22 protein-coding genes and 1 pseudogene are annotated in these 22546 nt (G+C 65.8%); 14 read left to right on the forward strand and 9 right to left on the reverse strand.

Annotation, left to right across the window (positions count from 1 at the left end):
* Positions 1-345 precede the first annotated feature (345 nt).
* Together QX070_RS25220 and QX070_RS25225 are read left to right on the forward strand one after the other, a co-directional pair.
* Positions 346-807, forward strand: a complete 462-nt coding sequence (locus tag QX070_RS25220) for a DUF5330 domain-containing protein (RefSeq protein ID WP_315739863.1) — start codon at positions 346-348, stop codon at positions 805-807.
* 74 nt (positions 808-881) lie between these two features.
* The gene (locus QX070_RS25225) at positions 882-1307 is read left to right on the forward strand and encodes a SufE family protein (RefSeq protein ID WP_315739864.1); all 426 of its coding nucleotides are present in this window, start codon (positions 882-884) and stop codon (positions 1305-1307) included.
* Positions 1308-1316: 9 nt separating this feature from the next.
* Here the strand turns inward: QX070_RS25225 and QX070_RS25230 are convergent, their stop codons facing one another.
* Together QX070_RS25230 and QX070_RS25235 are read right to left on the reverse strand one after the other, a co-directional pair.
* Positions 1317-1733: a MucR family transcriptional regulator gene (locus tag QX070_RS25230; protein ID WP_315739865.1), complete on the reverse strand. Its 417-nt coding sequence runs from the start codon at positions 1731-1733 to the stop codon at positions 1317-1319.
* A gap of 210 nt (positions 1734-1943) precedes the next feature.
* Positions 1944-2876 carry a hypothetical protein gene (locus QX070_RS25235; protein WP_315739866.1) on the reverse strand — a complete coding sequence of 311 codons (933 nt, stop codon included), beginning with the start codon at positions 2874-2876 and terminating at the stop codon, positions 1944-1946.
* 441 nt (positions 2877-3317) lie between these two features.
* On the opposite strand from QX070_RS25235, the gene QX070_RS25240 reads away from it, so the two are divergent.
* The 3 genes from QX070_RS25240 (at position 3318) to QX070_RS25250 (ending at position 6879) form a co-directional block, all read left to right on the forward strand.
* Entirely contained in the window at positions 3318-4970 is a 1653-nt protein-coding gene (locus QX070_RS25240; RefSeq protein WP_315739867.1) for a glycosyltransferase family 39 protein, read from the forward strand.
* A gap of 104 nt (positions 4971-5074) precedes the next feature.
* A complete protein-coding gene (locus QX070_RS25245; protein ID WP_315739868.1) occupies positions 5075-5854 on the forward strand; it encodes a class II aldolase/adducin family protein in 780 nt (259 codons plus the stop codon).
* A 32-nt stretch (positions 5855-5886) separates the two neighbouring features.
* On the forward strand, positions 5887-6879 hold the full coding sequence (locus QX070_RS25250; protein WP_315739869.1) for an NAD(P)-dependent oxidoreductase: 993 nt from the start codon (positions 5887-5889) through the stop codon (positions 6877-6879).
* Positions 6880-7027: 148 nt separating this feature from the next.
* Here the strand turns inward: QX070_RS25250 and QX070_RS25255 are convergent, their stop codons facing one another.
* The 4 genes and pseudogenes from QX070_RS25255 to QX070_RS25270 all read right to left on the reverse strand — a co-directional run.
* Positions 7028-7567: a hypothetical protein gene (locus QX070_RS25255; protein WP_315739870.1), complete on the reverse strand. Its 540-nt coding sequence runs from the start codon at positions 7565-7567 to the stop codon at positions 7028-7030.
* A 90-nt stretch (positions 7568-7657) separates the two neighbouring features.
* A complete protein-coding gene (locus QX070_RS25260) occupies positions 7658-8107 on the reverse strand; it encodes an Hsp20 family protein (RefSeq protein WP_315739871.1) in 450 nt (149 codons plus the stop codon).
* A gap of 233 nt (positions 8108-8340) precedes the next feature.
* The gene (locus tag QX070_RS25265; RefSeq protein ID WP_315716108.1) at positions 8341-8571 is read right to left on the reverse strand and encodes a hypothetical protein; all 231 of its coding nucleotides are present in this window, start codon (positions 8569-8571) and stop codon (positions 8341-8343) included.
* Between the two features lie 287 nt (positions 8572-8858).
* Positions 8859-9065, reverse strand: a pseudogene (locus tag QX070_RS25270) (co-chaperone GroES); the annotation flags it as partial.
* A 221-nt stretch (positions 9066-9286) separates the two neighbouring features.
* On the opposite strand from QX070_RS25270, the gene QX070_RS25275 reads away from it, so the two are divergent.
* Positions 9287-10381, forward strand: a complete 1095-nt coding sequence (locus QX070_RS25275) for a trypsin-like peptidase domain-containing protein (protein WP_315739872.1) — start codon at positions 9287-9289, stop codon at positions 10379-10381.
* 145 nt (positions 10382-10526) lie between these two features.
* Positions 10527-11744 (forward strand): GGDEF domain-containing protein, encoded by a 1218-nt coding sequence (locus tag QX070_RS25280; RefSeq protein ID WP_315739873.1) that lies wholly within the window; start codon positions 10527-10529, stop codon positions 11742-11744.
* 147 nt (positions 11745-11891) lie between these two features.
* Here QX070_RS25280 and QX070_RS25285 read toward each other — a convergent pair whose 3' ends face one another.
* From QX070_RS25285 to QX070_RS25295, 3 genes are all read right to left on the reverse strand, one after another.
* A complete protein-coding gene (locus QX070_RS25285; protein WP_315739874.1) occupies positions 11892-13295 on the reverse strand; it encodes a M20/M25/M40 family metallo-hydrolase in 1404 nt (467 codons plus the stop codon).
* A 115-nt stretch (positions 13296-13410) separates the two neighbouring features.
* A complete protein-coding gene (locus QX070_RS25290; RefSeq protein WP_315739875.1) occupies positions 13411-15021 on the reverse strand; it encodes a helicase HerA-like domain-containing protein in 1611 nt (536 codons plus the stop codon).
* 275 nt (positions 15022-15296) lie between these two features.
* Positions 15297-15632 carry a hypothetical protein gene (locus QX070_RS25295; RefSeq protein WP_315739876.1) on the reverse strand — a complete coding sequence of 112 codons (336 nt, stop codon included), beginning with the start codon at positions 15630-15632 and terminating at the stop codon, positions 15297-15299.
* On the opposite strand from QX070_RS25295, the gene QX070_RS25300 reads away from it, so the two are divergent.
* The 7 genes from QX070_RS25300 to scpA all read left to right on the forward strand — a co-directional run bounded on the left by QX070_RS25300 (position 15631) and on the right by scpA (position 22436).
* Positions 15631-16038, forward strand: coding sequence for a DUF4332 domain-containing protein (locus tag QX070_RS25300; protein WP_315739877.1), 408 nt, complete (start codon positions 15631-15633; stop codon positions 16036-16038). The genes QX070_RS25295 and QX070_RS25300 overlap by 2 nt on opposite strands.
* Positions 16039-16113: 75 nt before the next feature.
* The gene (gene folP, locus QX070_RS25305) at positions 16114-16971 is read left to right on the forward strand and encodes a dihydropteroate synthase (protein ID WP_315739878.1); all 858 of its coding nucleotides are present in this window, start codon (positions 16114-16116) and stop codon (positions 16969-16971) included.
* On the forward strand, positions 16968-17336 hold the full coding sequence (folB, locus tag QX070_RS25310; protein ID WP_009028138.1) for a dihydroneopterin aldolase: 369 nt from the start codon (positions 16968-16970) through the stop codon (positions 17334-17336). The genes folP and folB overlap by 4 nt, the downstream gene beginning before the upstream one ends.
* A gap of 5 nt (positions 17337-17341) precedes the next feature.
* Positions 17342-17830, forward strand: coding sequence for a 2-amino-4-hydroxy-6-hydroxymethyldihydropteridine diphosphokinase (gene folK, locus QX070_RS25315; protein WP_315739934.1), 489 nt, complete (start codon positions 17342-17344; stop codon positions 17828-17830).
* A gap of 102 nt (positions 17831-17932) precedes the next feature.
* Positions 17933-19795: a methylmalonyl-CoA mutase subunit beta gene (locus QX070_RS25320; RefSeq protein ID WP_315739879.1), complete on the forward strand. Its 1863-nt coding sequence runs from the start codon at positions 17933-17935 to the stop codon at positions 19793-19795.
* A gap of 2 nt (positions 19796-19797) precedes the next feature.
* On the forward strand, positions 19798-20262 hold the full coding sequence (locus QX070_RS25325) for a GFA family protein (RefSeq protein WP_315716096.1): 465 nt from the start codon (positions 19798-19800) through the stop codon (positions 20260-20262).
* 17 nt (positions 20263-20279) lie between these two features.
* Positions 20280-22436 (forward strand): methylmalonyl-CoA mutase, encoded by a 2157-nt coding sequence (gene scpA / locus QX070_RS25330; RefSeq protein ID WP_315739880.1) that lies wholly within the window; start codon positions 20280-20282, stop codon positions 22434-22436.
* Positions 22437-22546: the final 110 nt, after the last annotated feature.

Consider the following 22546-nt stretch of genomic DNA (forward strand, 5'->3'; position numbering starts at 1 on the left):
AGAACGCGCCGGGACGCCCCCTGTCGTCGGAAGTCACCGTGTCAGACTCGCATTAAGCGAACGCTAAGGGCCAGACTGCGGTAAGCCCGCCATTCGGCCGGAATGGTGAATGCATCGTTTCCGGCCGGGCCTGCGGTTGCGAAAGCTGTGCGATCTACAGCCGGTTGCGCGGCGCATGCGGCCCGCGCCAATGAAAAATTTACTCCGAAGAAAATCCGGCCTCCGGCTTCGCGAAATCTCAACCAATTAAGCCCAATGCAAGCAGTCGCGACATAGAACAATCAGCTGCGATCCCGGTTGCGCGATTTGAGCACGCGAGATCAGCAGCACGGTCGGGGTTGCGTGATGTTCTTTCTGCTTCGGATGGCATTCTGGCTCGGGCTCGTGCTGGTGCTGCTGCCGCGCGAGAAGAGCCAAGACGCCGACAAGCTGCCGCAGATCAATGCGCACGAAGCCGTGCAGGCTGCGACCGCCGCCGTCTCCGACATGAGCCAGTTCTGCAAGCGGCAGCCGCAGGCCTGCGAGGTCGGCGGCCAGGCCGCGACCGTCATCGGCCACCGCGCCCAGGAAGGCGCGCGCAAGATCTACCAGATCATCACCGACAAGGCCGATGCCGCGGAGAAGCCGGCCGGCGCCGACAAGTTCATCGGCCCGGTGAAACCAGCCAGTCTCGACAAGCGCGGCAACGATCACACGGGCTCGATCGACGCCCCCATGGTCGAGGAGGTTCCCCCGGGCGACGCGCCGGCCGACACGCTCTCGGCCGACGATCTCGCCGCCGAATGGCAACTGCCGCCGACGCCCTGAACCGGCGGAACCGACTGTCGCTTTCGCCGTCCCGAACGCCTATATGAAGGCCGATATCGGGACCGAAGAGCATCATGACGATCGACGACATCCGCGACAATTTCGCCCTGCTCGACGACTGGGACGACCGCTACCGCTACGTGATCGAGCTCGGCCGCACCTTGGCGCCGATGCCGGAGGACGAGCACTCCGCCGCGAACAAGGTGCAGGGCTGCGCCAGCCAGGTCTGGCTGTCGAAGCACGTCGATCGCAGCAGCGCCGTGCCGGTGCTGAACTATCTCGGCGACAGCGACGCCCATATCGTTCGCGGTCTGATCGCAATTCTGCTCACGCTGTATTCTGGGCGGACGCCGCAGGAGATCATGACCATCGATGCGCCCGCCGTGTTCGACGAGCTCGGGTTCCGCGAGCACCTGACGCCACAGCGCTCCAATGGCCTGCGCTCGATGGTCGAGCGCATCCGTGCCGACGCCCGCGAAGCGCTCGCCACGGCGTCCTGATCGGTTCGGCTACTTCTCCCGCTCGGGCCGCTGCTGGCCCAGGCCCATCTTCTTGGCGAGCTGCGACCGGGTGACCGCGTAGTTCGGCGCCACCATCGGGTAGTCCGGCGGCAGGTTCCATTTGTCGCGGTATTGTTCCGGCGTCATGCTGTACTGCGTGCGCAGATGCCGCCGCAGGGACTTGAAGCGCTTGCCGTCCTCGAGACAGATCAGATAGTCCGGGTGGATCGATTTCTTGACCGGCACCGCCGGCCGCGCCGGCTCGGGCGCGGGCTCGCTTCGTCCCGCCGCGACCCGGGTCAACGCGGCATGCACCTGGCTGATCAGCGAGGGAATCTCCGCCGCCGGGGTCGGGTTGTTGCTGAGATAGGCCGACACGATGTCGGCCGTCAGATCGATAAAGCTCTTGCCGGCCGCTTCGGTCATCGACCCCTCATCCCGCTCCGCCTGTGACCGTCGATCGCAAGTATCACTCGCGCCGAGTGACAGCGTTGTCTCGCGATTCTACAAGCAATATGGGCAATTAACTGGCAAAATGACAAGATAGTGAGGACTTCTTCTTGAGAAGTCTGTCACCTGCCAAGTACTGTGTACCACATTCCAGACGCGCTCAACCTGACCGTGTGGTCTGGCCCGTCAGGAGCGGCCTTCGAGATGGGTGCGCAGCTCGTCGATCGACGCGAAGCGCATCATCCCTTCGGGCATCTGCGCCTCGATCGACCCGTCGGAATAGAGCGAATAGGCCATCCCATCCACCACGCCCGACTTGACGATGCTGACGGCCGGCGCGTCCAGGTCCTTCGGCTCGGGCGGCGGCGGGGTTGGCTCGGGCTCGACGAAGGCCGGTGCGGCCCGCGCCAAGCGTCGCGGGAAGGGCGGGCGCAGAGGCTCCGGCGTCCGCGTCCGCTCCGGTCGCGACCAGCCATTGTCGAACGACGAATCCGATTCGGTTGCGGCGGGCTCGTCCAGCGGCACGGGCGGCGGGTCGCTGAGGGGCGGAGACCGGAAATCCGTCGGCGGCGGCTCGGCGCCGCGCTTCTCGGCGCGCTCCCGCTCGCGGCGCGACGAAGACGCAAACAGCAGGTTGCGCTTGGGCCGCTCGGCGGGTTCGGCCGGCGGCTCATCCGAGGCCGGCTTCGACTCGCGCAGCGAGGCCGACAAGGGAGACGAGGACAGTGGCGACGACGACACCCCCGAGGACAAGGGAGACGACAGGTCCGGCATGCGGGGACGCGGACGTGGCGAGCCGCCCTCGCGCCAGACGTCCTCCGTCGGCGGCACCGGGGCGGTCTCGAAGTCGGTCTTGCCGGCGGCGAGCGGGAGCTGAAGAGGCCTGGGTTCGGACTCAGCCTCAGCGCCCGGACGCGACCGCAGCCGACTCGAGATCATCTTCAGCTCGCTCAGGACGGCCGACAGTCCGAACAGGATCAGCCCACTGCAGACGCCAAGGGTCCCCGACAGGATCAGCGTGTTACCGACGCTGAACTCCTTGACTGGAATTCCCCAGGCGATCGCCCCGAGCCCGGCCAACACGGCGAGGGCCCCGGCGGCCAACATTGCACTCATCATCGAACTCATCCCCTAATGCGCCGGTTCCGGACGGTGTCCCGACCGAAATCACATTAGATAGTTGCGGTTGCCCGCGTCCTTGAATCCGGTTTCTAGTCCAAATCCGCGACAATTTGCAGCGGAAGTTCGGCCAATCCTGCTGAAGTTCTCGTCCGCCGTGCAGCCATCGTCATGATGCCGCCACAATATACATCGGCCAACCCTCGGCATTCATTGAGGTTCCTCCCGGGTTCTTCCGGCCCCTGTGGTTCAGCGGGCGTTCATTTGACTGTGCCAATATGGCGCTCAGCAGCCGAAATTCGGGTCCCCGCTGCGCTGCGAGAAGCATGCCTTCCCATAATTCCGACACCTCGGAAGCCGGGACGCGCTATACGGAGGCGGGGAACACAGGCCTGAAACGCGGAAGCGGGGTCGCCAGGGGACGCCGGGTTACACTCAGCCATGACAACGATAACCACTTCGGTCCTCGAGACGCCGACGCGGCGGTCCCTTGAGCGGACGTATGACGATCTTGCCATGTTCGTGCTTGCCGCGGTCGCGGTGGTGGCCGGGCTCACATTCCGGGATTACGGCCTCGGCTGGGATGATTACACCCATGCCGAATATGCCGATCTGTTGCTGCGCATGTACGGTTCCGGTTTCAGGGATCAGGCGGCGCTGTCGTTCGCCAACCTTTATATGTACGGCGGCGGCTTCGACATGGTTGCAGCCCTGCTGCACAAGATCCTGCCGCTGGAGCTGTTCGAGACCCGCCGGCTGGTCGGCGCCATCGTCGGGCTGATCGGCCTTGCCGTGACCTGGCGCCTGGCGCGCCGCATCGGCGGCCCGGTGGCCGGCCTTGCCGCCCTGCTGCTGCTGGCGCTCTGCCCGATCTTCTACGGCCACATGTTCATGAACCCGAAGGATGCGCCCTTCGCGGTGGCGATGGTGGTGCTGCTGATGGGCCTGGTCCGCCTCGCCGATGAGTATCCCTACCCCTCGCCGCGCACCATCCTGATCCTGGGCCTGGGGGCCGGCTTTGCGATCGGCTCGCGCATCCTGGGCGGCATGGCTGTCGTCTATGCGATGGTCGGCTTCCTGCCGCTGTTCATGGAGGAATACCGCACGCAAGGGCCGCGCGAGGCGATCCGCCGCTTCGCCCACGTGCTCTATGTGCTGATCCCCGGCCTGATCCTGGGCTACCTGATCATGGGACTGATCTGGCCCTGGTCGATCATCGAGCCGGCCAACCCGTTCCGGGCCCTGACCTACTTCTCGCACTTCTTCGAGAAGCCGTGGAAGGAGATGTTCGACGGTGCGCTGGTCTCAGTGCCGGACATGCCTTGGTCGTACCTGCCGACGCTGTTCGCGCTGCAGCTGCCTGAATTGATGATTGCGCTGTTCGTCGCCGGCGTCGTGGCCTCCATCATGTCGCTGTCGCGGCCCGACGTGCCGGCACGCCAGAAGAGCATCCTGTTGATGCTGACGCTGGCGGCGACGCTGCCGATCCTGATCGCGATCGTCAAACGCCCGGCGCTCTACAACGGCATCCGCCACTTCGTGTTCGTGATCCCGCCGATGGCGCTGCTCGGCGGCATCGCCTTCTCGTGGTTGCTGTCGTGGCTCAACGCCGACGAGCGCCGCAGCTGGCAGCCGGTGGCGATCGCCGCCTTCTGCTTCGGCCTGCTGCTGCCGCTGGCCGAGATGATCCGGCTGCATCCCTATCAGTACACCCACTTCAACTTCATCGCCGGCACCGTGCGCGAGGCCGACACCCGCTTCATGCTCGACTATTGGGGGCTGGCGTTGAAGCAGGCCTCCGACGGGCTGAAGGAGCAGCTCGACGAGCGCCAGGAGGTGCCGCCGATCGGGCACAAATGGAAGGTCGCGGTGTGCGGCCCGCAGCGTCCCGCCCAGGTCGCGCTCGGCCCCGATTTCACCATCGGCTGGGACAGCCATGCGGCCGACTTCGCCATGACGCTCGGCGAGTTCTACTGCAAGGGACTGACTGCCCCTGTCATGGTCGAGATCAAGCGCGACGACGTCGTGTTCGCCCGGGTCTACGACATCCGCGGCCGCAGCATTTCCAGCCTGCTGTCGATCCCGGCGCCCTGAGCGGCCTACTCAGCCAAACGACATGACTGCTGCCCTGCCCTGCGCCTTGCCGCACGGCGGCGTGCCGCTTAGGCTCCGGTCAACCCTGGAAATCGGAGAATGCCATGTCGCCAGCCGAAGCGCGCCTCAAGGAAGTGCCGTCGAACATGACCGAGGCCGAATGGTCGCAGCGGGTCAATCTCGCCGCCGCCTACCGCCTGGTGGCGCTGTTCGGCTGGGACGACCTGGTGGACACTCACATCTCGGCCCGCGTGCCCGGCCCCGAGCATCACTTCCTGATCAACCCCTACGGCCTGCTGTTCGAGGAGATCACCGCCTCCAGCCTGATCAAGGTCGACCTCTACGGCAACCAGCTGTCCGAGAGCGAGTACAGCATCAATCCCGCCGGCTTCACCATCCATTCGGCGATCCACGAGGTGCGCGAGGATGCCGGCTGCGTCATCCATCTGCACACGCTGGACGGCGTCGCGGTGTCGAGCTGCGCCGACGGCCTGCTGCCGCTGAACCAGATCGCGCAATACGTCACCCACGACCTCGCCTACCACGACTACGAGGGCGTGGCGCTGGACCATGACGAGCGGCCGCGGCTGCAGCGCGACCTCGGCACCAGGAACCACATGCTGCTGCGCAATCACGGCACGCTGACTGTCGGTCGCTCGGTGGCCTCCGCCTTCGAGCGGATGTATCACCTTGAGCGCGCCTGCTCGATCCAGGTGCGGACGCGCACGCTGGGACCCTCGGCCTATCCGGTGCGCGACGAGGTCATCGACAAGAACGCGAAGCTGTTCGACAATGAGGATCGCGTCGAGCTGCGCTCCACTCAGCTGGTCTGGCCGCCACTGCTGCGCAAGCTCGACCGGGTCAACCCCGGCTACCGGACCTGACGACCGGGCCTGACGGTCGCAGGACGGGCCGCATGACGATCCTGGTGACGGGCAGCTCCGGCCATCTTGGCGAAGCGCTGATGCGGACCTTGCGGGCGCAGGGCCGCGCCGCGCTCGGCGTCGATTGCCGTCCCGGCGCTTTCACGCAGCGCGTGGGCTCGATCACCGACCGCGGCTTCGTCCGCGCCGCCATGGCGGGCATGACGGCGGTGCTGCATGCCGCGACCCTGCACAAGCCGCATGTGGCAACCCACAGCCGGCAGGACTTCATCGATGTCAATGTCACGGGCACGCTGAACCTGCTCGAAGAGGCGGCAGCTGCGAAGGTCGAAGGCTTCGTCTACACCAGCACGACGAGCGTCTTCGGCGACGCGCTGGTGCCGCCGCCGGGGCAGCCGGCCGCCTGGATCACCGAGCAGGTCACGTCGGTGCCGAAGAACATCTACGGCGTCACCAAGGCCGCCGCCGAGGACCTCTGTCAGCTGTTCGCGCGCAATGACGGCCTGCCCGTCACCGTCCTGCGCGTCTCGCGCTTCTTCCCCGAGCAGGACGACGATCCGGCAACGCGTGCGCGGCGCGCCGACGCCAATATCAAGCTGAACGAGTTCCTGGCGCGCCGGGTCGACATCGAGGACGTGGTCGAGGCGCATCTTTGTGGGCTGGCGCGCATGCCCGCGGGATTTGCAGAGTACATCATCAGCGCGACGACGCCGTTCACGCCCGCCGATGCCGCCGAGTTGCGCAGCCGCGCACCGGACGTGCTCCGCCGCATCATCCCGGAGCACGCCGCGATCTATGCCCGGCACGGCTGGACCATGTTCGAGGGCCTCGACCGCGTCTATGTCAACGACAAGGCCCGCCATGAGCTCGGCTGGCGGCCGCGTCATGATTTCCGCGCCGTACTGGCCCGGATCGCAAGCGGCGGCAACATCGCCAGTCCGCTGGCGCAGGTGATCGGCAGCAAGGGCTACCATGACGGCGACGGGACGACGCGTGAGATTGAGGAGCACGCGGTTCCGAAATGAGGTGCCGTCGGCTGTCATGGACAGCGCCGACCGAGGGTGCTACATTTCCGCCATCGCCCTCTACGCTGTCTGGAATGAAACGCCGCCCAATTCCGGGCGGCGTTTTCGTTATGCGCGGGCTGTTCTCATCCGCGCCGGTCGATCGGGATCAGCAGCGTCCGGCGCGGGCGAAGCCGCGCCGCTCCGGCAGGGGATGCAACTGCTGCAGCTCCTCGGCCAGCCGACGCTCGACAAAGCGGCGCTCATGGTCGGCAAGCCGGGTGGCCAACAGCTTGCGATAGCGCCGCACATTGGCTTCGCGGGAGAACCGCACGCGGGCGGCCGGCCGCATCCGGACGTCTGATCCGGACGCAACGTCCGTTGCCGAGCCATCCGCTTCGACGTCGACGCGCGGAACGATGCGCATGGCGGCCCCGCCGCGCGGGCGCGGTGGCTGATCTTCGCGGTCGAGCTGACGCAGCGCACCGAGCACGTCGGCCAGATGCAGCGGCCTGGAGATGCCGGGAATCTTGCGCAGGCCAGGCTGCGACTCGACGGCATACATGTCCGACGCCCAGGACGACAGGATCAGCCGCTTCTCGGCCAGTGACAGCTTGCGGTCATTCAACAGGTCTGCCGGCGACTCGTAGTGTGAGACCGGATGGAATCCGGCACTGCCGGCGGTGATCGAAAAACGGTGCTCGCTCATGGCGTCTCTCCTCTTCCACTCCTTTCACAAGAGACAGTTGATGCAAGGGCGCGGGCGACATTCCGCCCGCGCCGCAGCTCGAACAAGGCGTCAAGCCGCCTTCTGCTGCGCGATCTGCTCGACCGGTGCCGTGCCGATGGCAATGCGGCGGGGCTTCATCGCCTCGGGGATCTCGCGTACCAGCTCGATCCGCAGCAGGCCGTTGTCGAACGCCGCGTTCGTCACCTGCACGTAGTCGGCGAGATTGAACTGCCGCTTGAACGGCCGCGACGAGATGCCCTGATAGAGATATTCGCGGGTCTCCTTGTCGGCCTTGCGCCCTTCCACCGTGAGCACGTTGTGCTCGGCGGTGATGGACAGCTCGTCCGGGGCGAAGCCTGCCAGCGCCAGCGAAATCTGGTAGCGGTCGTCGCCGAGCCGCTCGATGTTGTACGGGGGATAGTTGTCCTCGACCGCGCGCTGGGTCTCGTCGAGCAGGTCGAACAGACGGTCGAAGCCGATGGTCGAACGCCACAGCGGAGAGAAGTCGTAGGTCCTCATAGCCAAGTCCTCCTAAGAGCAAGATGGATACGAAGGAGCGCCGAGCCGATGCAAACTTCAAAGTCCCAGAAACTTCTGAGTATCAGACGACCGGTCAGCGCCCAGATATCGACCGGGCCCTTACGGCACCCGGCGCCGCCGAAGCGGCAGCAGACGACTTAGAACAGCCGACATCCGTTTCAAGAGGAAAAATCGAATTTTTTGTCGCAGCCTCTATCGCAGCGCAACACCCGTCAGGCGGCCACGGCAGACAGCCGCTGCAGCCGCATCGTCGCCTCTCGGAGCACGCTAACCAGCCGGTCGCGCTCGCGCTGATCGATGTCGCCACGCGACAACACGGCCTGGCAGTGCGCCACCACGCGTTGCTCGCTCTCGATCAAAAACCGCGTCAAGCGACGGGGATCGCCCATGCTCATGACGGAGGTCGGGTTGGGCGGCGGATGATCGTATTGCCAGGCTGGCATGATCGGGCCTGCGAGCTCGCGCTGCTGATGAGACCGGGCGGCGCGACAGCGCTCAACCACACCTCCCGTCGACCGTCGGTCCGTTCACAGCCGGCTCATGAACGCAATTGTGGCCGGTTCTGGACGAACTGCGATCGTCAACCTGATTGATAGCTGCGCGTTGTGGCCGATCCACGACCGGCCGCGGCAGCGATGAGTTGTTTGTAGATATTTCTTTCGCGCAGCCGGGGCCGGGCTGCGACCAGTCCGCCCGGATTCGTGCGATCAGAAGTCCATCGATGACGCGGCTTGCCGAACAGCACCCGGTCGCCGGGCTTGACGTCGAGGGCGACCTGCTGCCCCTGCTCATTCCGCGCACCAGGACCCGCGGCAACGATCTCGCCCTCCTGCGGCTTCTCCTTGGCGGTGTCGGGAATGATGATGCCGCCCTTGGTCTTCTCCTCGGCATCGATGCGGCGCACGAGCACGCGGTCGTGCAATGGACGGAAATGCATGCACATCCTCCTTTACAGATCAGCGATGTCATAAGCCTCGGGTCCATCCGGCCCCCGGGCGAGCAACGACCTAGGAAAGCCGAACTTTTCGTTCAAGAGGGTCACGCAAATTTTTTGGCACTCTCGGGGAACGATTGCCAGTGCGGCTCTTGAACCGGGCCGGCTGCTTTCCCAGCTCTGTCGTCGCCAAAAGAACCTGATCGCGCTTGTTGGGGATCACGATGCAGCTTCCGCCTTCTCTTCGGGCCGTCCTGGCGCCTGCCATCCTGTTTTGCCTGATGACCGGGCCCACCCTGGCCCAAATTCCCGATCTCAAGCTCGGCCGGGTGCCGACGCTCGCGCCGCTGGTGAAGGAGGTGACGCCGGCCGTCGTCAACATCTCGGTCGAAGGCAAGGTCCGCCAGGACAACCCACTCTACCAGGACCCGCTCTTCCGCGAGTTTTTCGACGTCCCCAAGCAGGTCGAGAAGCAGATCAGCGCCACCGGCTCGGGCGTCATCGTCGATGCGCAGCGCGGCTACGTCATGACCGCCAATCACGTCGTCGAGCACGTCACGACAGCGCAGATCCGCACCAAGGATGGCCGCAAATTCGCCGCCCGCCTGGTCGGGCGCGATCCCGCCACCGATATCGCGCTGCTGCAGATCAGGGACCCCCTCGACCTCAAGACCATCGCGCTTGGCGACAGTGATGCGCTCGAGGTCGGCGACTTCGTGATCGCCGTCGGCAACCCGTTCGGTCTTGGCCAGACCGTCACCTCGGGTCTCGTGAGCGCGCTCGGGCGGACCGGCCTCGGCAAGCAGGGCTACGAGGATTTCATCCAGACCGACGCGGCGATCAATCCCGGCAATTCCGGCGGCGCGCTGATCAATCTGCGCGGCGAGCTGGTCGGCATCAACACCGCGATCATCTCGCCCGGCGGCGGCAATGTCGGCATCGGTTTCGCCGTGCCGATCAACATGGCGCGGCGGGTGATGGAGCAACTGGTCGCCAACGGGCGCGTCGACCGCGGGCGTATCGGCGTGACCCTGCTCGACCTGGATGCGCCGGCCGATGGCCGGATTCAGGGCGCGCGCGTCGCCGACGTCACCGTGGGCTCGCCGGCCGAACGCGCGGGACTGCGCAAGGGTGACATCATCGTGAAGGCGAACGACATGCCGGTGCGCAGCGCCACGCAGGTTCGCAACCTGATCGGCCTCACACCGGTCGGGCAGCGCGTCCGTCTCGTATTCGAGCGCGACCGCGCGCTCGGCAACGCGACGGTGGAGGTCGCGCCAGTCACCGAAGAACGTGCGCGCGCGAGAACCTCGGGCTGAGAATTCAACTTCTCTTCGCTGTTAGCTGCGCATACCACGTGGAGTAAATTTTTACCGTGCATCAAGCATGCAGCGAGACGCCGATACCTCTCTAAACGCCTGTTAAGTGCCATCGCGCTTATTGCAACCCCGCGGAGGTATTGAAATGCGGGGTGATGGTTTGGCGTTCAGTTTGCCACGCTGGCGCGTGACGCGCTGGCTGGCCGACCCGGGATATCCGGTGTCATCAGATATCCGACTCGCATTGACGGGTGAGCTGTACGGCTGCTGGTCGGTTTTCGCCGGCGGCGCCATCAACACCGTGGCGGTCGCCGCGGCGCTTGCGCTGCGCACGCCGACCGCCCTCTTCATCACATGGTTCGTGATGGAAGTCGTAATCTGCCTGTCGCGGCTGATCGTGATGATCATTGCCTACCGCCGCGCGCGCGAGCGGCTAACGACGCCGACCGACATCCACATCCTGCTGTCGGTGGCCTGGAGCGCCAGCGTCGGCTTCGGCGTCGGCATCAGCCTGGCGTCGGGCGACTGGGTCGCCGCGTCACTCACCTGCATCTCGTCGGCCGCCATGGTGGGCGGCATCTGCTTTCGTAATTTCAGCGCGCCGCGCCTCGTCGGCACCATGATCCTGTTCAGCATCGGCCCGGTGATCCCGGGCGTCGCGACGTCGCATGAGCCGCTGTTGTTCGCGATGTATCTGCAGATGCCGGTCTACTTCCTCGCGATGACCGGCGCGGCGTTCCGGCTCAACAAGATGCTGGTGGCGGTCATGCAGTCCAAACGCGAGAGCGACGAGCGGGCGCGGCGCGATCCGCTCACGGGCCTGTCCAACCGCGCCGGCCTGATCGACGCGCTGCAGAGCAGGCTCACGGACCAGGCCGGCGGCGACCGGAGCTTCGCCGTCCTGTATCTCGATCTCGATGGCTTCAAGCCGGTCAACGACACCTTCGGTCACGCCGCAGGCGACGAGCTGCTGAAGATCGTCGCCAACACGCTACGGCGGACCGCCTCTCCGGACGACGTCATCGCCCGGATCGGCGGCGACGAATTCGTGGTGCTCGCCGGCGATCCGGCGATCGATCACGCACTGGCGCTCGGCGAGCGGATCATCGAGGTGATGGCCGCCCCGATGGTCATGCCGGGTGGTGCGCATGTCCAGATCGGCATCAGTATCGGCATCGCCGTCGCGCCCGAGCACGGCACCGATCCGGAAGCCCTGCTGTTCGCGGCGGACGCCGCGTTGTATGAAGCGAAATCGAGCGGGAAATCCTGCTGGCGGTTGGCCTCGGCCGAAGCCAACCTCGCAGCGCTGCGCAAAATCGCCGGCGGCGATCTCGCTGCGAAGTCGGTCGCCAGCGCAGCGTGAGTTCAGCCTCGTCGTGCAAACAATCAGCGCCGTCGCAGTCGTAGCCCGGATGAGCGAAGCGACATGCGGGATCTCACGCGCTGCCGCGTTGCTCCCGCATGTCGCTTCGCTCATGCCGGCTACGGACACATGCGAGGGCCAGCGGATCTACCGCGGCATCTCCGCGAGCGCAGCGAGGATGCGGGCCCAGGAGCGGATGCCCTTGTGGTAGCTCTTGAGGTCGTACTTCTCATTCGGCGAATGGATGTTGTCGTCGTCGAGACCGAAGCCGACCAGCAGTGAATCGAGACCGAGCGTCTTCTTGAAGTCGGTGACGATCGGGATCGAGGCGCCCGAGCCCATCAGGATGGTCTCCTTGCCCCACTCCTCGGTCAGCGCCTGCTTGGCAGCCGCCAGCGGCTTCATGGTCCAGTCGAGCGCGATCGCGGCACCTGCGGAATGATCGCCGAACTCGACCGAGCAGTCGCCGGGGATGCGCGCCGACACGTAGTCGCGGAACGCCTTGCGGATCTTCAGCGGGTCCTGGCCCTCGACGAGCCGGAACGAGACCTTCGCATGGGCCAGCGACGGGATCACGGTCTTCGAGCCCTCACCGATATAGCCGCCCCAGATGCCGTTGATGTCACAGGTCGGCCGCGACGAGATCTGCTCGATCAGCAGACGATCCTTCTCGCCTGCGGGGATCGACAATCCGATCGGCTTGAGGAAACTTTCGGGAGTGAGGTTCAGCTTCTTCCACTGCTCCAGAACCTCAGGCGGAACGTCCTTCACGCCGTCATAGAAGCCGGGAATGGTGATGCGGCCGTCGGCGTCGAACAGACCGCCGAGAATTTCCGTCAGCACCCGGATCGGATTGCGCGCGCCGCCGCCGAACACGCCCGAATGCAGGTCGCGATTGGCGGCCTTGATCTTCACCTCTTCATAGAGCAGACCGCGCAACGAGGTCGTGATCGCCGGCGTGTTCGGGTCCCACATGCCGGTGTCGCAGACCAGCGCGAAGTCGGCCTTGAACTCGTCCTTGTTGGCTTCGAGGAACGGCACGAAGTTCTTCGAGCCGACCTCCTCCTCGCCTTCGATCACCACGGTGACGTCGAGCGGTAGCGCGCCCGTCACCTTCTTCCAGGCGCGGCAGGCCTCGACGAAGGTCATCAGTTGGCCCTTGTCGTCCTCGGCGCCGCGCGCGACGATGATCTTGCGGCCGTCGGCGTGATCGGCGACGACAGGCTCGAACGGCGGCCGGTGCCACAATTCGAGCGGATCGACCGGCTGCACGTCGTAATGACCGTAGAACAGGACATGCGGCCTGGCGGCGCCATGGCCGTTGCTCTTGCCGACCACGGCGGGATGACCGGCGGTCGGCCGCACCTCGGTCGCAAAGCCGAGCGTCGCAAGATCCTTGGCGAGGTGGTCGGCCGCCGCCTTGCAATCCTCAGTGAAGGCCGGATCGGCCGAGATCGACTTGATGCGGATCAGCTGAAACAGCCGGTCAAGGCTGTTGTCGAAATCAGCATCGATGTGATCGAGAACGGATTGAAGCTGCGCATTGGCCATGGCCACGAGACCCCTTTAGCAATTGACGACGATCGGCCCGCTTGTAGCTCCGTTGCGCGGTCCGGGCCAGCCTCCCGCGGCGAGAGCATCGCGCCGAAGGAGAGCGCTGCCTGGATCATCGCCGCAGCAATCCCCCAAGCGCGCCGCGCACCAAAGAGCGGCCGATCGAACTGCCCAAGGAGCCGCCGACCTGCTTGCCGAGATCGGCCGCAATCCCGCCCACCACCTTGTCGGAGACCGAGCGGGCGACGTTGCGCGCAATCACCTGTGTCGTCGAGAGCTGGCCGCGCTTGACGTTGGTGCCGAAGATCGTCGCGGCGATGTCGCCGATCTTGCCGAGCACGCTGCCGGACGAGGCTTCCGTCGTCACGGCGGTTCCGCTGATCCGCTTCTGCAGCAGCTCATAGGCGGACTCGGCGTCGATCGCGGTATCGTATTTGCCCTTGACCGGGCTCGCAGCGATGACCGCCTTGCGCTCCTCCGGGGTCACCGACCCGATCCGCGCCGACGGCGGCCGGATCAGGACGCGCTCCACCATCGCCGGCGTGCCGTTGCCCTCCAGGAACGAAACCAGCGCCTCGCCCTTGCCGAGCTCGGTGATCACCTTGGCGGTGTCCAGCTTGGGATTGGGGCGGAAGGTGTCGGCGGCGGCGGCCACCGCCTTCTGATCGCGCGGCGTGAAGGCGCGCAGCGCGTGCTGCACGCGATTGCCCAATTGCCCGAGCACCCGGTCCGGAACATCGAGCGGATTCTGCGTGACGAAATAGACGCCGACGCCCTTCGACCGGATCAGCCGCACCACCTGCTCGATCTTGTCCATCAGCGCCTTCGGCGCATCGTTGAACAAGAGGTGCGCCTCGTCGAAGAAGAAGACCAGCTTGGGCTTGGCGAGATCGCCGACCTCCGGCAGCTCCTCGAACAGCTCGGACAGCATCCACAGCAGGAACGTCGCGTAGAGTCGCGGGCTCTCCAGCAGCCTGTCGGCAACGAGGATGTTGATCATGCCGCGGCCGTCGCGGTCGGTCTTCATGAAGTCGGTGAGCATCAGCGCCGGCTCGCCGAAGAACTTCGTGCCGCCCTGGTTCTCGAGCACGAGCAACTGCCGCTGGATGGTGCCGACGGTGGCGCGCGTGACGTTGCCGAACGATTGCGCAGCCTTCCGGATCGGCGCCAGCGGATCGGCGTCGGCATCAGCGCCTTTCTTGCCGGCCTCCGGAATGATGGCATCGAGCAGCGCGCGCAGATCCTTCATGTCGATCAGGGCGAGGCCGTTCTCGTCGGCCACGCGGAACGCGACGTTGAGCACGCCCTCCTGGACATCGTTGAGGTCGAGCATCCGCGCGAGCAGCAGCGGCCCCATCTCGGTGACGGTGGCGCGCACCGGATGGCCCTGCTCGCCGAACACATCCCAAAATACCGTCGAGAACTGATCGGGCTGATAGGTGAGCCCGAGTTCGGTCGCGCGCTTGATGATGAAGTCCTTCGCTTCGCCGGTTTGCGAGATGCCCGAAAGGTCACCCTTGATGTCGGAGGCGAAGACCGGAACACCTGCACGAGCAAAACCTTCGGCCATCACCTGCAGCGAGACGGTCTTGCCGGTGCCGGTTGCACCGGTGACCAGGCCGTGGCGATTGGCGAGCGCAAGCGTCAACCAGGCCGGCTGCTCACCGGCTCCCACGAAGATCTTGTCGTCGGTATCAGCCAGGGATTTTCCGGATGGTGCCATGATGATCCATCTTTCGAGAGTGATTGTTTCGCATCGCACGTGGAGCGGAGCATCTCGTGCAGTAACATAGTTGAGTTTCGCGAATGGGAACTAGGGTCAGGCTGCCTTACCTCTTCGCACGACACGCACTCTTCTTAACATTGGTGCTGCGGGATACGCAGGTTTGAGCCGTGGATTCAACATCTGGTCTTGCATCGCTGCAACAGTTCATCGTCGATCACGAATCGATTCGCGCACCGGGCCGGCTCCTCGCTTGTAATTCACGGATCGTCCGATCAAGATGAATTCAGCGAGAGGACGTTCGGTCTTGGGGGACCGGATGATACGGGGTTCACATGAACGAGTTGATTGAGCCGCTGGCCAGAACGGCCGGCATCGGTAGAGTCGTGGCTGAAATCATCGGCACCGAGCCCGACCTCCTCAGCGACAATGGACGGCAACGACGGGAGCAGCAGCGATCCGCCGGTGAACTTTTCAAATTCGGCCGCGACCAAACCGAAGCGGATCAGTTGGCACGATCGCGACAGGCACACCCGGCCTGAGCCGGTTGCCCAAAGCCCAACCGCCTGGGCCAGATCACCTGAAGCACCTTCGCGCGCGCCGAGCATCATGACATATCCGATCACCGAACTCGAAGGCATGACGGCCTTCTATGCTGCCAAGCTGAAAGCTCTAGGCATCCGCACCACCGACGCATTTCTCGAAGCCGCCCGGACCGTGAAAGGGCGCAAGGCGCTTGCCGCCACGACCGGCATCAGCGAGCAGCAACTGCTCGATTGGGCAAATTCCGCCGACTACATGCGCATTCCCGGCATGGGCAAGGCCAAGGTCTGCCTCGTCCGCGCGGCCGGCGTGCCCACCGTGCGCGAGCTGGCGCACCGCAACCCCGCCCGCCTGGCGCAGAACATCAAGGAAGTGAACACCCGGCGGAAGCTGGTTCGCATCCTGCCGTCGGAGAAGTCGGTCGGCCAGCTCATCGAAAAGGCGCGCCGGCTGGAGCCGAAGATCAGCTATTGACCAGCCTCTAGATTGACCGCGCTTGTGCGGCGCGACACCTTGACTTGACGGTGGCAACCGCGCAAAGCGGCGCCCATGAGCGCCATTTCGCCGCACTCCGCCTCGGACCTCACGTCGAGCCACCCGCTGCTGCGGCCGTGGCTGGCGCGTCCATTCCCGGCGGTGATGGGCATCCTGAACGTCACGCCGGATTCGTTCTCGGATGGCGGCCGTTTCGATGCACCGGAGCGGGCAATCGCGCAGGCCGAGCGCATGATCGCGGCCGGCGCCGACATCATCGACATCGGTGCCGAGTCCACCCGGCCCTACAAGGGCGCGGTGCCGGTCACGGCCGAGGAGGAACTGGCGCGCCTGCAGCCGATCCTGCCCGCGATCGTCGCACTCGGCGTCCCCGTGTCGATCGACAGCATGAAATCTCAAGTTGTAGACTACGCGCTGAACCATGGTGCTGCGATCGCCAACGATGTGTGGGGTCTGCAGCGCGATCCCGCGATGGCCGCGGTCGTCGCGGCGCATGGCGCGCCGGTCGTGGTGATGCACAACCGCGCTGCCGTCGATCCGGAGATCGACATCATCGAAGACATGCTGGGCTTCTTCGCGCGCTCGCTCGACATCGCCGCCAAGGCCGGCATCCCCATTGGTAACATCGTGCTCGATCCCGGCATCGGCTTCGGCAAGACGGCGCAGCAGAGCATGACCGCGCTGGCGCGACTCGACGCATTCGCGCGCTTCGGGCTGCCGCTGCTGGTCGGCGCGTCGCGAAAACGTTTCATCAGCACCGTGGTCGCGTCGGAGCCGCAGGAGCGGCTCGGCGGCTCGATCGCGGCGCATTTGATTGCGGCTCGGCGCGGTGCTGCAATCATCCGGGCGCATGACGTCGCCGAGACGGTTCAGGCCGTGCGCGTGGCCGCGGCAATCGAGGCACTGGGATGACCGACACGATCTTCATCAAGGGCGTTCTCATCCACGCGCGTCATGGCGTGATGGAGCATGAGAGCGAGGTCGGCCAGCGCTTCGTCATCGATCTCGAGCTCTACACCGATCTGTCCGACTCCTCGCGCAGCGACCGCCTCGCCGACACCGTGTCCTATTCCGACGTGGTGGAGACCGCGACCGCGGCGTTCAAGGACGTCAACTACCGCCTGCTCGAGCGCGCGGCCGGCGCGGTGGCCGATGCGATCCTGTCGACCTTCGCCCGCATTCGCGCCGTGAAGGTCACGGTGCATAAGCCGCATGCGCCGATCGCCGCCATCTTCGAGGATGTCGGCGTCGTGCTGACGCGCTCGCGGCATCCATGACGGCAATGGCGAGCGCGCTGATTGCTCTCGGCGGCAATGTCGGCGACGTCAGGGCGACGTTCCGGCGCGCCATTCCGGAGATCTGTGCGCGCGCCTCGGCGGCGCTTGTCGCGCGGTCGTCCGACTACATCACTCCGCCATGGGGCGAGGAGCAGCAGCCGCCTTTCATCAATGCCTGCATCGAGATCGCGACCGCGATGCCCCCACGGCCGCTGCTCGGCATTCTGCACCAGGTCGAGCGCATGTTCGGCCGCAATCGCGCGCAGGAGACGCGGTGGGGTCCGCGGACGCTGGATCTCGATCTGATCGCCTATGACGATTTCGCGATCGACACGCCCGATCTCACGCTGCCACACCCCCGGCTGTTCGAACGCGGCTTCGTGCTGGTGCCGCTGGCCGAGATCGTGCCGGCGCGACAGATTGCCGGCCGCCGCGTCGATGAGGCCCTGCGCGCCGTTTCGCGCGACGGAATCCGGCCGCTGCCAGCCGAATAGCTGACGTCTCCGGCCAAACAACCGTTTGGCTTGGCCCCCCTGACGTGGCATTTTGCGCCACAACAATCGCGATAACAGACGCCCCGGGAGACGCGTGCCGACATGACGACCGAGACCGACGATCTGCGACTGGCTGCCGATTTTGCTCCGGCCAGCGAAGCGGACTGGCGCAAGCTGGTCGATGGCGTGCTGAAGGGCGCGGCTTTCGAGAAGCTGGTCGGCAAGACCTATGACGGGCTCCAGATCCAGCCGATCTATCCGCGCGCCAAGCATGCCGCGCCGGTCGCAGGCCGCTCAGCATCGGCGCCATGGCAGATCATGCAGCGCGTCGATCATCCCGATCCGGCCAAGGCCAATGCGCAGGCGCTGATCGACCTCGAGAACGGCGCGACCGGCTTGTCGCTGGTGTTCGCCGGGTCGAATGCCGCACACGGCTTCGGCCTCGCCGCCAGCGCCGACGCAGTGGCGCGCGCGCTCGACGGCGTGCATCTCGATGCTGCGATTGCAATCGAATTGCAGCTCGGTGAATCGGTCTCGCCCGCCTCGCTTCTCGCCGACTACGTCAAGCAGCGCGGCGTCGAGGCCGCTGGCTGCGACATCCGATTCGGCCTCGATCCGATCGGGGATGCTGCCAGTCGCGGCGCAAGCTCACATGACGCATCGATGCTCGGCGGCAACTCGGCCGCGCTGGTCAAGCAACTGCACGAGGCCGGCTTCAAAGGCCCGTTCTTCGCCGCGGACGGCCGGGTCGTGCACGACGCCGGCGGATCGGAGGCGCAGGAGCTCGCTTTCGTGCTCGCCTCTGGTGTCACCTATCTGCGGGCGCTCGAAGCCGAAGGCATCGCGCTCGAGACCGCGCGCGGCATGATCTATGGCCGGCTCGCCGCCGACACCGATCAGTTTCTCACGCTGGCAAAATTCCGCAGCCTGCGGCGGCTGTGGGCGCGCATCGAGGAAGCGTGCGGGCTGGCACCGAAGCCGCTCTTCATCTCGGGCGAGACAGCCTGGCGCATGCTCACCCGGCGCGACCCTTACGTGAACATGCTGCGCGCAACCATTGCGACGTTCGCGGCGGGATTGGGCGGCGCCAACGCCGTGACGGTGCTGCCGCACACGGCCGCACTCGGCCTGCCCGACGCGTTCGCGCGCCGTGTCGCCCGCAACACGCAATTGGTGCTGCTGGAGGAGAGCAATCTCGCCCGCGTCGCCGATCCCTCCGCCGGCGCCGGCGGCATCGAGGCGCTGACCAGCGAGTTGTGCGTTACCGCCTGGGCACTGTTCCAGGAGATCGAAAAAGCCGGTGGCGTCGTAGCTGCCTTGCGGGCTGGGCTGATCCAGTCCAAGGTCGCCGCGGTGAAGGCGGCGCGGAATGCCAACATCGCCAGGCGTCGCGACGTGCTGACCGGCGCCAGCGAGTTTCCAAATCTCAACGAGGCCGAGGTCGCGGTCGAAGCGGTTGCACCGCTGGCTCCGCAGGCGACAGCCAAGGCTGCGCTCACCTTCACGGCGCTCGCGCCCATCCGTCTCGCAGACGGGTTCGAGACGCTGCGTGATCGCTCCGACGCCCTGTTGAAGAGCCAGGGACAGCGCCCCTCGATCTTCCTCGCCAATCTCGGCACCGCCGCCGATTTCACCGCACGCGCGACTTTCGCCCGCAGCTTCTTCGAGGCTGGCGGCATCGCGGCGATCGATGGCGCGGGCGCTTCGGATCCGGCCGCGCTGGCTACCGCCTTCCGCGCCTCCGGCGCCGCCATTGCCTGCCTCTGCTCGTCCGACAAGGTCTATGCCGACGCCGCGGTTCCGGCGGCCAAGGCCCTTCAGGCCGCGGGCGCGCGACATATCTATCTGGCAGGCCGCGGCGGCGAGCAGGAGGCCGCGCTGCGCGAGGCCGGAATCGGCAGCTTCGTGTCCGCCGGCGGCGATGCCCTGAAGACGCTCGAAGACGCCTATACGCATCTGGAGTGAGCATGACCGACGACACCAAGCCTCTCCTGACCGGCGGCTGCCAATGCGGTGCCGTCCGCTTCGCGTTCAAGACCACGCCGAACAAGGTCAGCATCTGTCATTGCCGGATGTGCCAGAAAGCCTCCGGCGCGCCGTTCGCCTCGTTCGCTGAGATCGACCGCGAGCACTTCGCCTGGACGCGCGGTCAGCCCGCCGCGTTCCGTTCATCCACGATCGCCGAGCGCTTCTTCTGTCCCGCCTGCGGCACGCCGCTCGGCTTCGGGCGTATTGATGGGCCGCGGATCGAGATCATGACCGGCAGCTTCGACCGGCCGGACCGGGTGGTGCCGACGCGACAATATGGCTCGGAGTCGCGACTTGGCTGGGTGGTCGCGATCGCCAATCTGCCGAGCCAGACGACACAACAGAACTATGGACCGGAGAAGATGGCGACCATCGTCAGCCATCAGCATCCGGACCACGATTGAGACGAGGACGCCGGGCCATGAGCCGCATTCCCGATTTCACCGCGATCGCGTTCGAGCCCACGGCCACGCCGGCTCCCGCAGGCCCAGCCGAGCCGTGGCTCACGCCCGAAGGCATTCCGGTGAAGCCGGCCTATGGCGAGGCCGATCTCGCCGGCATCGACTTCCTCGACACCTGGCCGGGCATCGCGCCGTTTATGCGCGGTCCCTACCCGACCATGTATGTCAACCAGCCCTGGACGGTCCGGCAATATGCCGGCTTCTCCACGGCGGAGGATTCCAACGCGTTCTACCGCCGCAACCTCGCCGCGGGCCAGAAGGGCCTGTCGGTCGCATTCGATCTCGCCACCCATCGCGGCTATGATTCCGACCATCCGCGCGTCGGCGGCGATGTCGGCATGGCCGGCGTCGCGATCGACTCGATCTACGACATGCGAACCTTGTTCGCCGGCATTCCGCTCGACCAGATGAGCGTGTCGATGACCATGAACGGCGCCGTGCTGCCGATCCTCGCGCTGTTCGTCGTCGCCGCCGAGGAGCAAGGCGTGCCGCCGGAGAAATTGTCGGGCACCATTCAGAACGACATTCTGAAAGAGTTCATGGTGCGCAACACCTACATCTATCCGCCGTCGCCCTCGATGCGGATCATCTCCGACATCTTCGCCTTCACCTCGCAGAAGATGCCGAAGTTCAACTCGATCTCGATCTCCGGCTACCACATGCAGGAGGCCGGCGCGACGCAGGATCTCGAGCTCGCCTACACGCTCGCCGACGGCGTCGAATATCTGCGCGCCGGCATCGCCGCGGGTCTCGACGTCGACCGTTTCGCACCACGGCTGTCGTTCTTCTGGGCGATCGGCATGAACTTCTTCATGGAGGTCGCCAAGCTGCGCGCCGCGCGGCTGTTGTGGGCCAAGCTGCTGAAGCCGTTCAACCCGAAGGATCCGCGCTCGCTGTCCTTGCGCACCCACAGCCAGACGTCGGGCTGGTCGCTGACCGCGCAGGACGTCTACAACAACGTCGTGCGCACCGCCGTCGAGGCGATGGCAGCAACGCAAGGCCATACCCAGTCGCTGCACACCAACGCGCTCGACGAAGCGCTGGCGCTGCCGACCGACTTCTCCGCCCGCATCGCCCGGAACACGCAATTGTTCCTGCAGCAGGAGAGCGGCACCACGCGCATCATCGATCCCTGGGGCGGCTCGTACTATGTCGAGCGCTTGACCCGCGACCTCGCCGCAAAGGCCTGGGGCCACATCCAGGAGATCGAGGAGCTCGGCGGCATGGCCAAGGCGATCGAGGCCGGCGTGCCGAAGCTGCGCATCGAGGAGGCCTCGGCCAAGACGCAGGCCCGCATCGACACCGGCCGCCAGTCGGTGATCGGCGTCAACAAGTTCAGGCCAACCGACGAGCCGCCGCTCGACGTGCTCAAGGTCGACAATTCCACCGTGCGCCGGCTGCAGATCGACAAGCTGTCCAGGCTCAAATCCGAGCGCAAGCAGGCCGAGGTCGATGCGGCGCTGTCGGCGCTCACGCGCTCGGCCGGCGACGGCAACGGCAATCTGCTGGCGCTCGCGATCGACGCGGCGCGCGCCAAGGCCACCGTCGGCGAGATCTCCGACGCGATGGAAAAGGTGTTCGGCCGCCATCGCGCCGAGATCAAGTCCATCACCGGCGTCTACAAGCGGGAGATCGCCGCCATGTCCGGCAAAGCCGAGAAGCTGCAGGCGCTGATCGAGGCGTTCGAGGAGGCCGAGGGCCGCCGGCCACGCATCCTGGTCGCCAAGATCGGACAGGACGGCCACGACCGCGGCCAGAAGGTGATCGCGTCGGCCTTCGCCGACATCGGCTTCGACGTCGACATCGGGCCGCTGTTCGCCACCGCCGACGAGGCGGCGCGGCAGGCGGTCGAGAACGACGTGCACATTCTCGGCGTCTCGTCGCTGGCGGCCGCGCATCTCACCGCAGTGCCGGAGTTGAAGGCCGCGCTCAAGAAGCAGGGCCGCGAGGACATCATGATCATCGTCGGCGGCGTCGTGCCGCCGCAGGATTACGACGCCCTCTACAAGGCCGGCGCCGAGGCAATCTTCCCGCCGGGCACCGTCATCGCCGACGCCGCCGAGGAGCTAATCCAAAAGCTCAATGCGCGCCTCGGCCACAGCGAGGCGGCGGAGTAGTCCGACTGCGTCACACCCCACCGTCATTCCGGGGCAAGGCCAAAGGCCTTGAACCCGGAATCTCGACCTTGTCTTGCGTCCATTCCTGAGAGCGTCGAGCTATTGACGCG

The organism is Bradyrhizobium sp. SZCCHNR1093, assembly GCF_032381175.1.
Taxonomy (GTDB): Bacteria; Pseudomonadota; Alphaproteobacteria; order Rhizobiales; family Xanthobacteraceae; genus Bradyrhizobium.

Bases quoted from the DNA above. Each gene is read 5' to 3' on its own strand.
- QX070_RS25300 (WP_315739877.1), top strand. From the start codon at position 15,631: ATGACATATCCGATCACCGAACTCGAAGGCATGACGGCCTTCTATGCT.
- QX070_RS25275 (WP_315739872.1), top strand. From the start codon at position 9,287: ATGCAGCTTCCGCCTTCTCTTCGGGCCGTCCTGGCGCCTGCCATCCTG.
- QX070_RS25285 (WP_315739874.1), bottom strand. From the start codon at position 13,295: ATGGCCAATGCGCAGCTTCAATCCGTTCTCGATCACATCGATGCTGAT.
- QX070_RS25280 (WP_315739873.1), top strand. From the start codon at position 10,527: ATGCGGGGTGATGGTTTGGCGTTCAGTTTGCCACGCTGGCGCGTGACG.
- folP (WP_315739878.1), top strand. From the start codon at position 16,114: ATGAGCGCCATTTCGCCGCACTCCGCCTCGGACCTCACGTCGAGCCAC.
- QX070_RS25290 (WP_315739875.1), bottom strand. From the start codon at position 15,021: ATGGCACCATCCGGAAAATCCCTGGCTGATACCGACGACAAGATCTTC.
- QX070_RS25220 (WP_315739863.1), top strand. From the start codon at position 346: ATGTTCTTTCTGCTTCGGATGGCATTCTGGCTCGGGCTCGTGCTGGTG.
- QX070_RS25295 (WP_315739876.1), bottom strand. From the start codon at position 15,632: ATGATGCTCGGCGCGCGCGAAGGTGCTTCAGGTGATCTGGCCCAGGCG.
- QX070_RS25245 (WP_315739868.1), top strand. From the start codon at position 5,075: ATGTCGCCAGCCGAAGCGCGCCTCAAGGAAGTGCCGTCGAACATGACC.
- QX070_RS25320 (WP_315739879.1), top strand. From the start codon at position 17,933: ATGACGACCGAGACCGACGATCTGCGACTGGCTGCCGATTTTGCTCCG.
- QX070_RS25260 (WP_315739871.1), bottom strand. From the start codon at position 8,107: ATGAGGACCTACGACTTCTCTCCGCTGTGGCGTTCGACCATCGGCTTC.
- QX070_RS25225 (WP_315739864.1), top strand. From the start codon at position 882: ATGACGATCGACGACATCCGCGACAATTTCGCCCTGCTCGACGACTGG.
- QX070_RS25325 (WP_315716096.1), top strand. From the start codon at position 19,798: ATGACCGACGACACCAAGCCTCTCCTGACCGGCGGCTGCCAATGCGGT.
- scpA (WP_315739880.1), top strand. From the start codon at position 20,280: ATGAGCCGCATTCCCGATTTCACCGCGATCGCGTTCGAGCCCACGGCC.
- folB (WP_009028138.1), top strand. From the start codon at position 16,968: ATGACCGACACGATCTTCATCAAGGGCGTTCTCATCCACGCGCGTCAT.
- QX070_RS25230 (WP_315739865.1), bottom strand. From the start codon at position 1,733: ATGACCGAAGCGGCCGGCAAGAGCTTTATCGATCTGACGGCCGACATC.
- QX070_RS25235 (WP_315739866.1), bottom strand. From the start codon at position 2,876: ATGATGAGTGCAATGTTGGCCGCCGGGGCCCTCGCCGTGTTGGCCGGG.
- QX070_RS25240 (WP_315739867.1), top strand. From the start codon at position 3,318: ATGACAACGATAACCACTTCGGTCCTCGAGACGCCGACGCGGCGGTCC.
- QX070_RS25250 (WP_315739869.1), top strand. From the start codon at position 5,887: ATGACGATCCTGGTGACGGGCAGCTCCGGCCATCTTGGCGAAGCGCTG.
- QX070_RS25255 (WP_315739870.1), bottom strand. From the start codon at position 7,567: ATGAGCGAGCACCGTTTTTCGATCACCGCCGGCAGTGCCGGATTCCAT.
- folK (WP_315739934.1), top strand. From the start codon at position 17,342: ATGGCGAGCGCGCTGATTGCTCTCGGCGGCAATGTCGGCGACGTCAGG.
- QX070_RS25265 (WP_315716108.1), bottom strand. From the start codon at position 8,571: ATGCCAGCCTGGCAATACGATCATCCGCCGCCCAACCCGACCTCCGTC.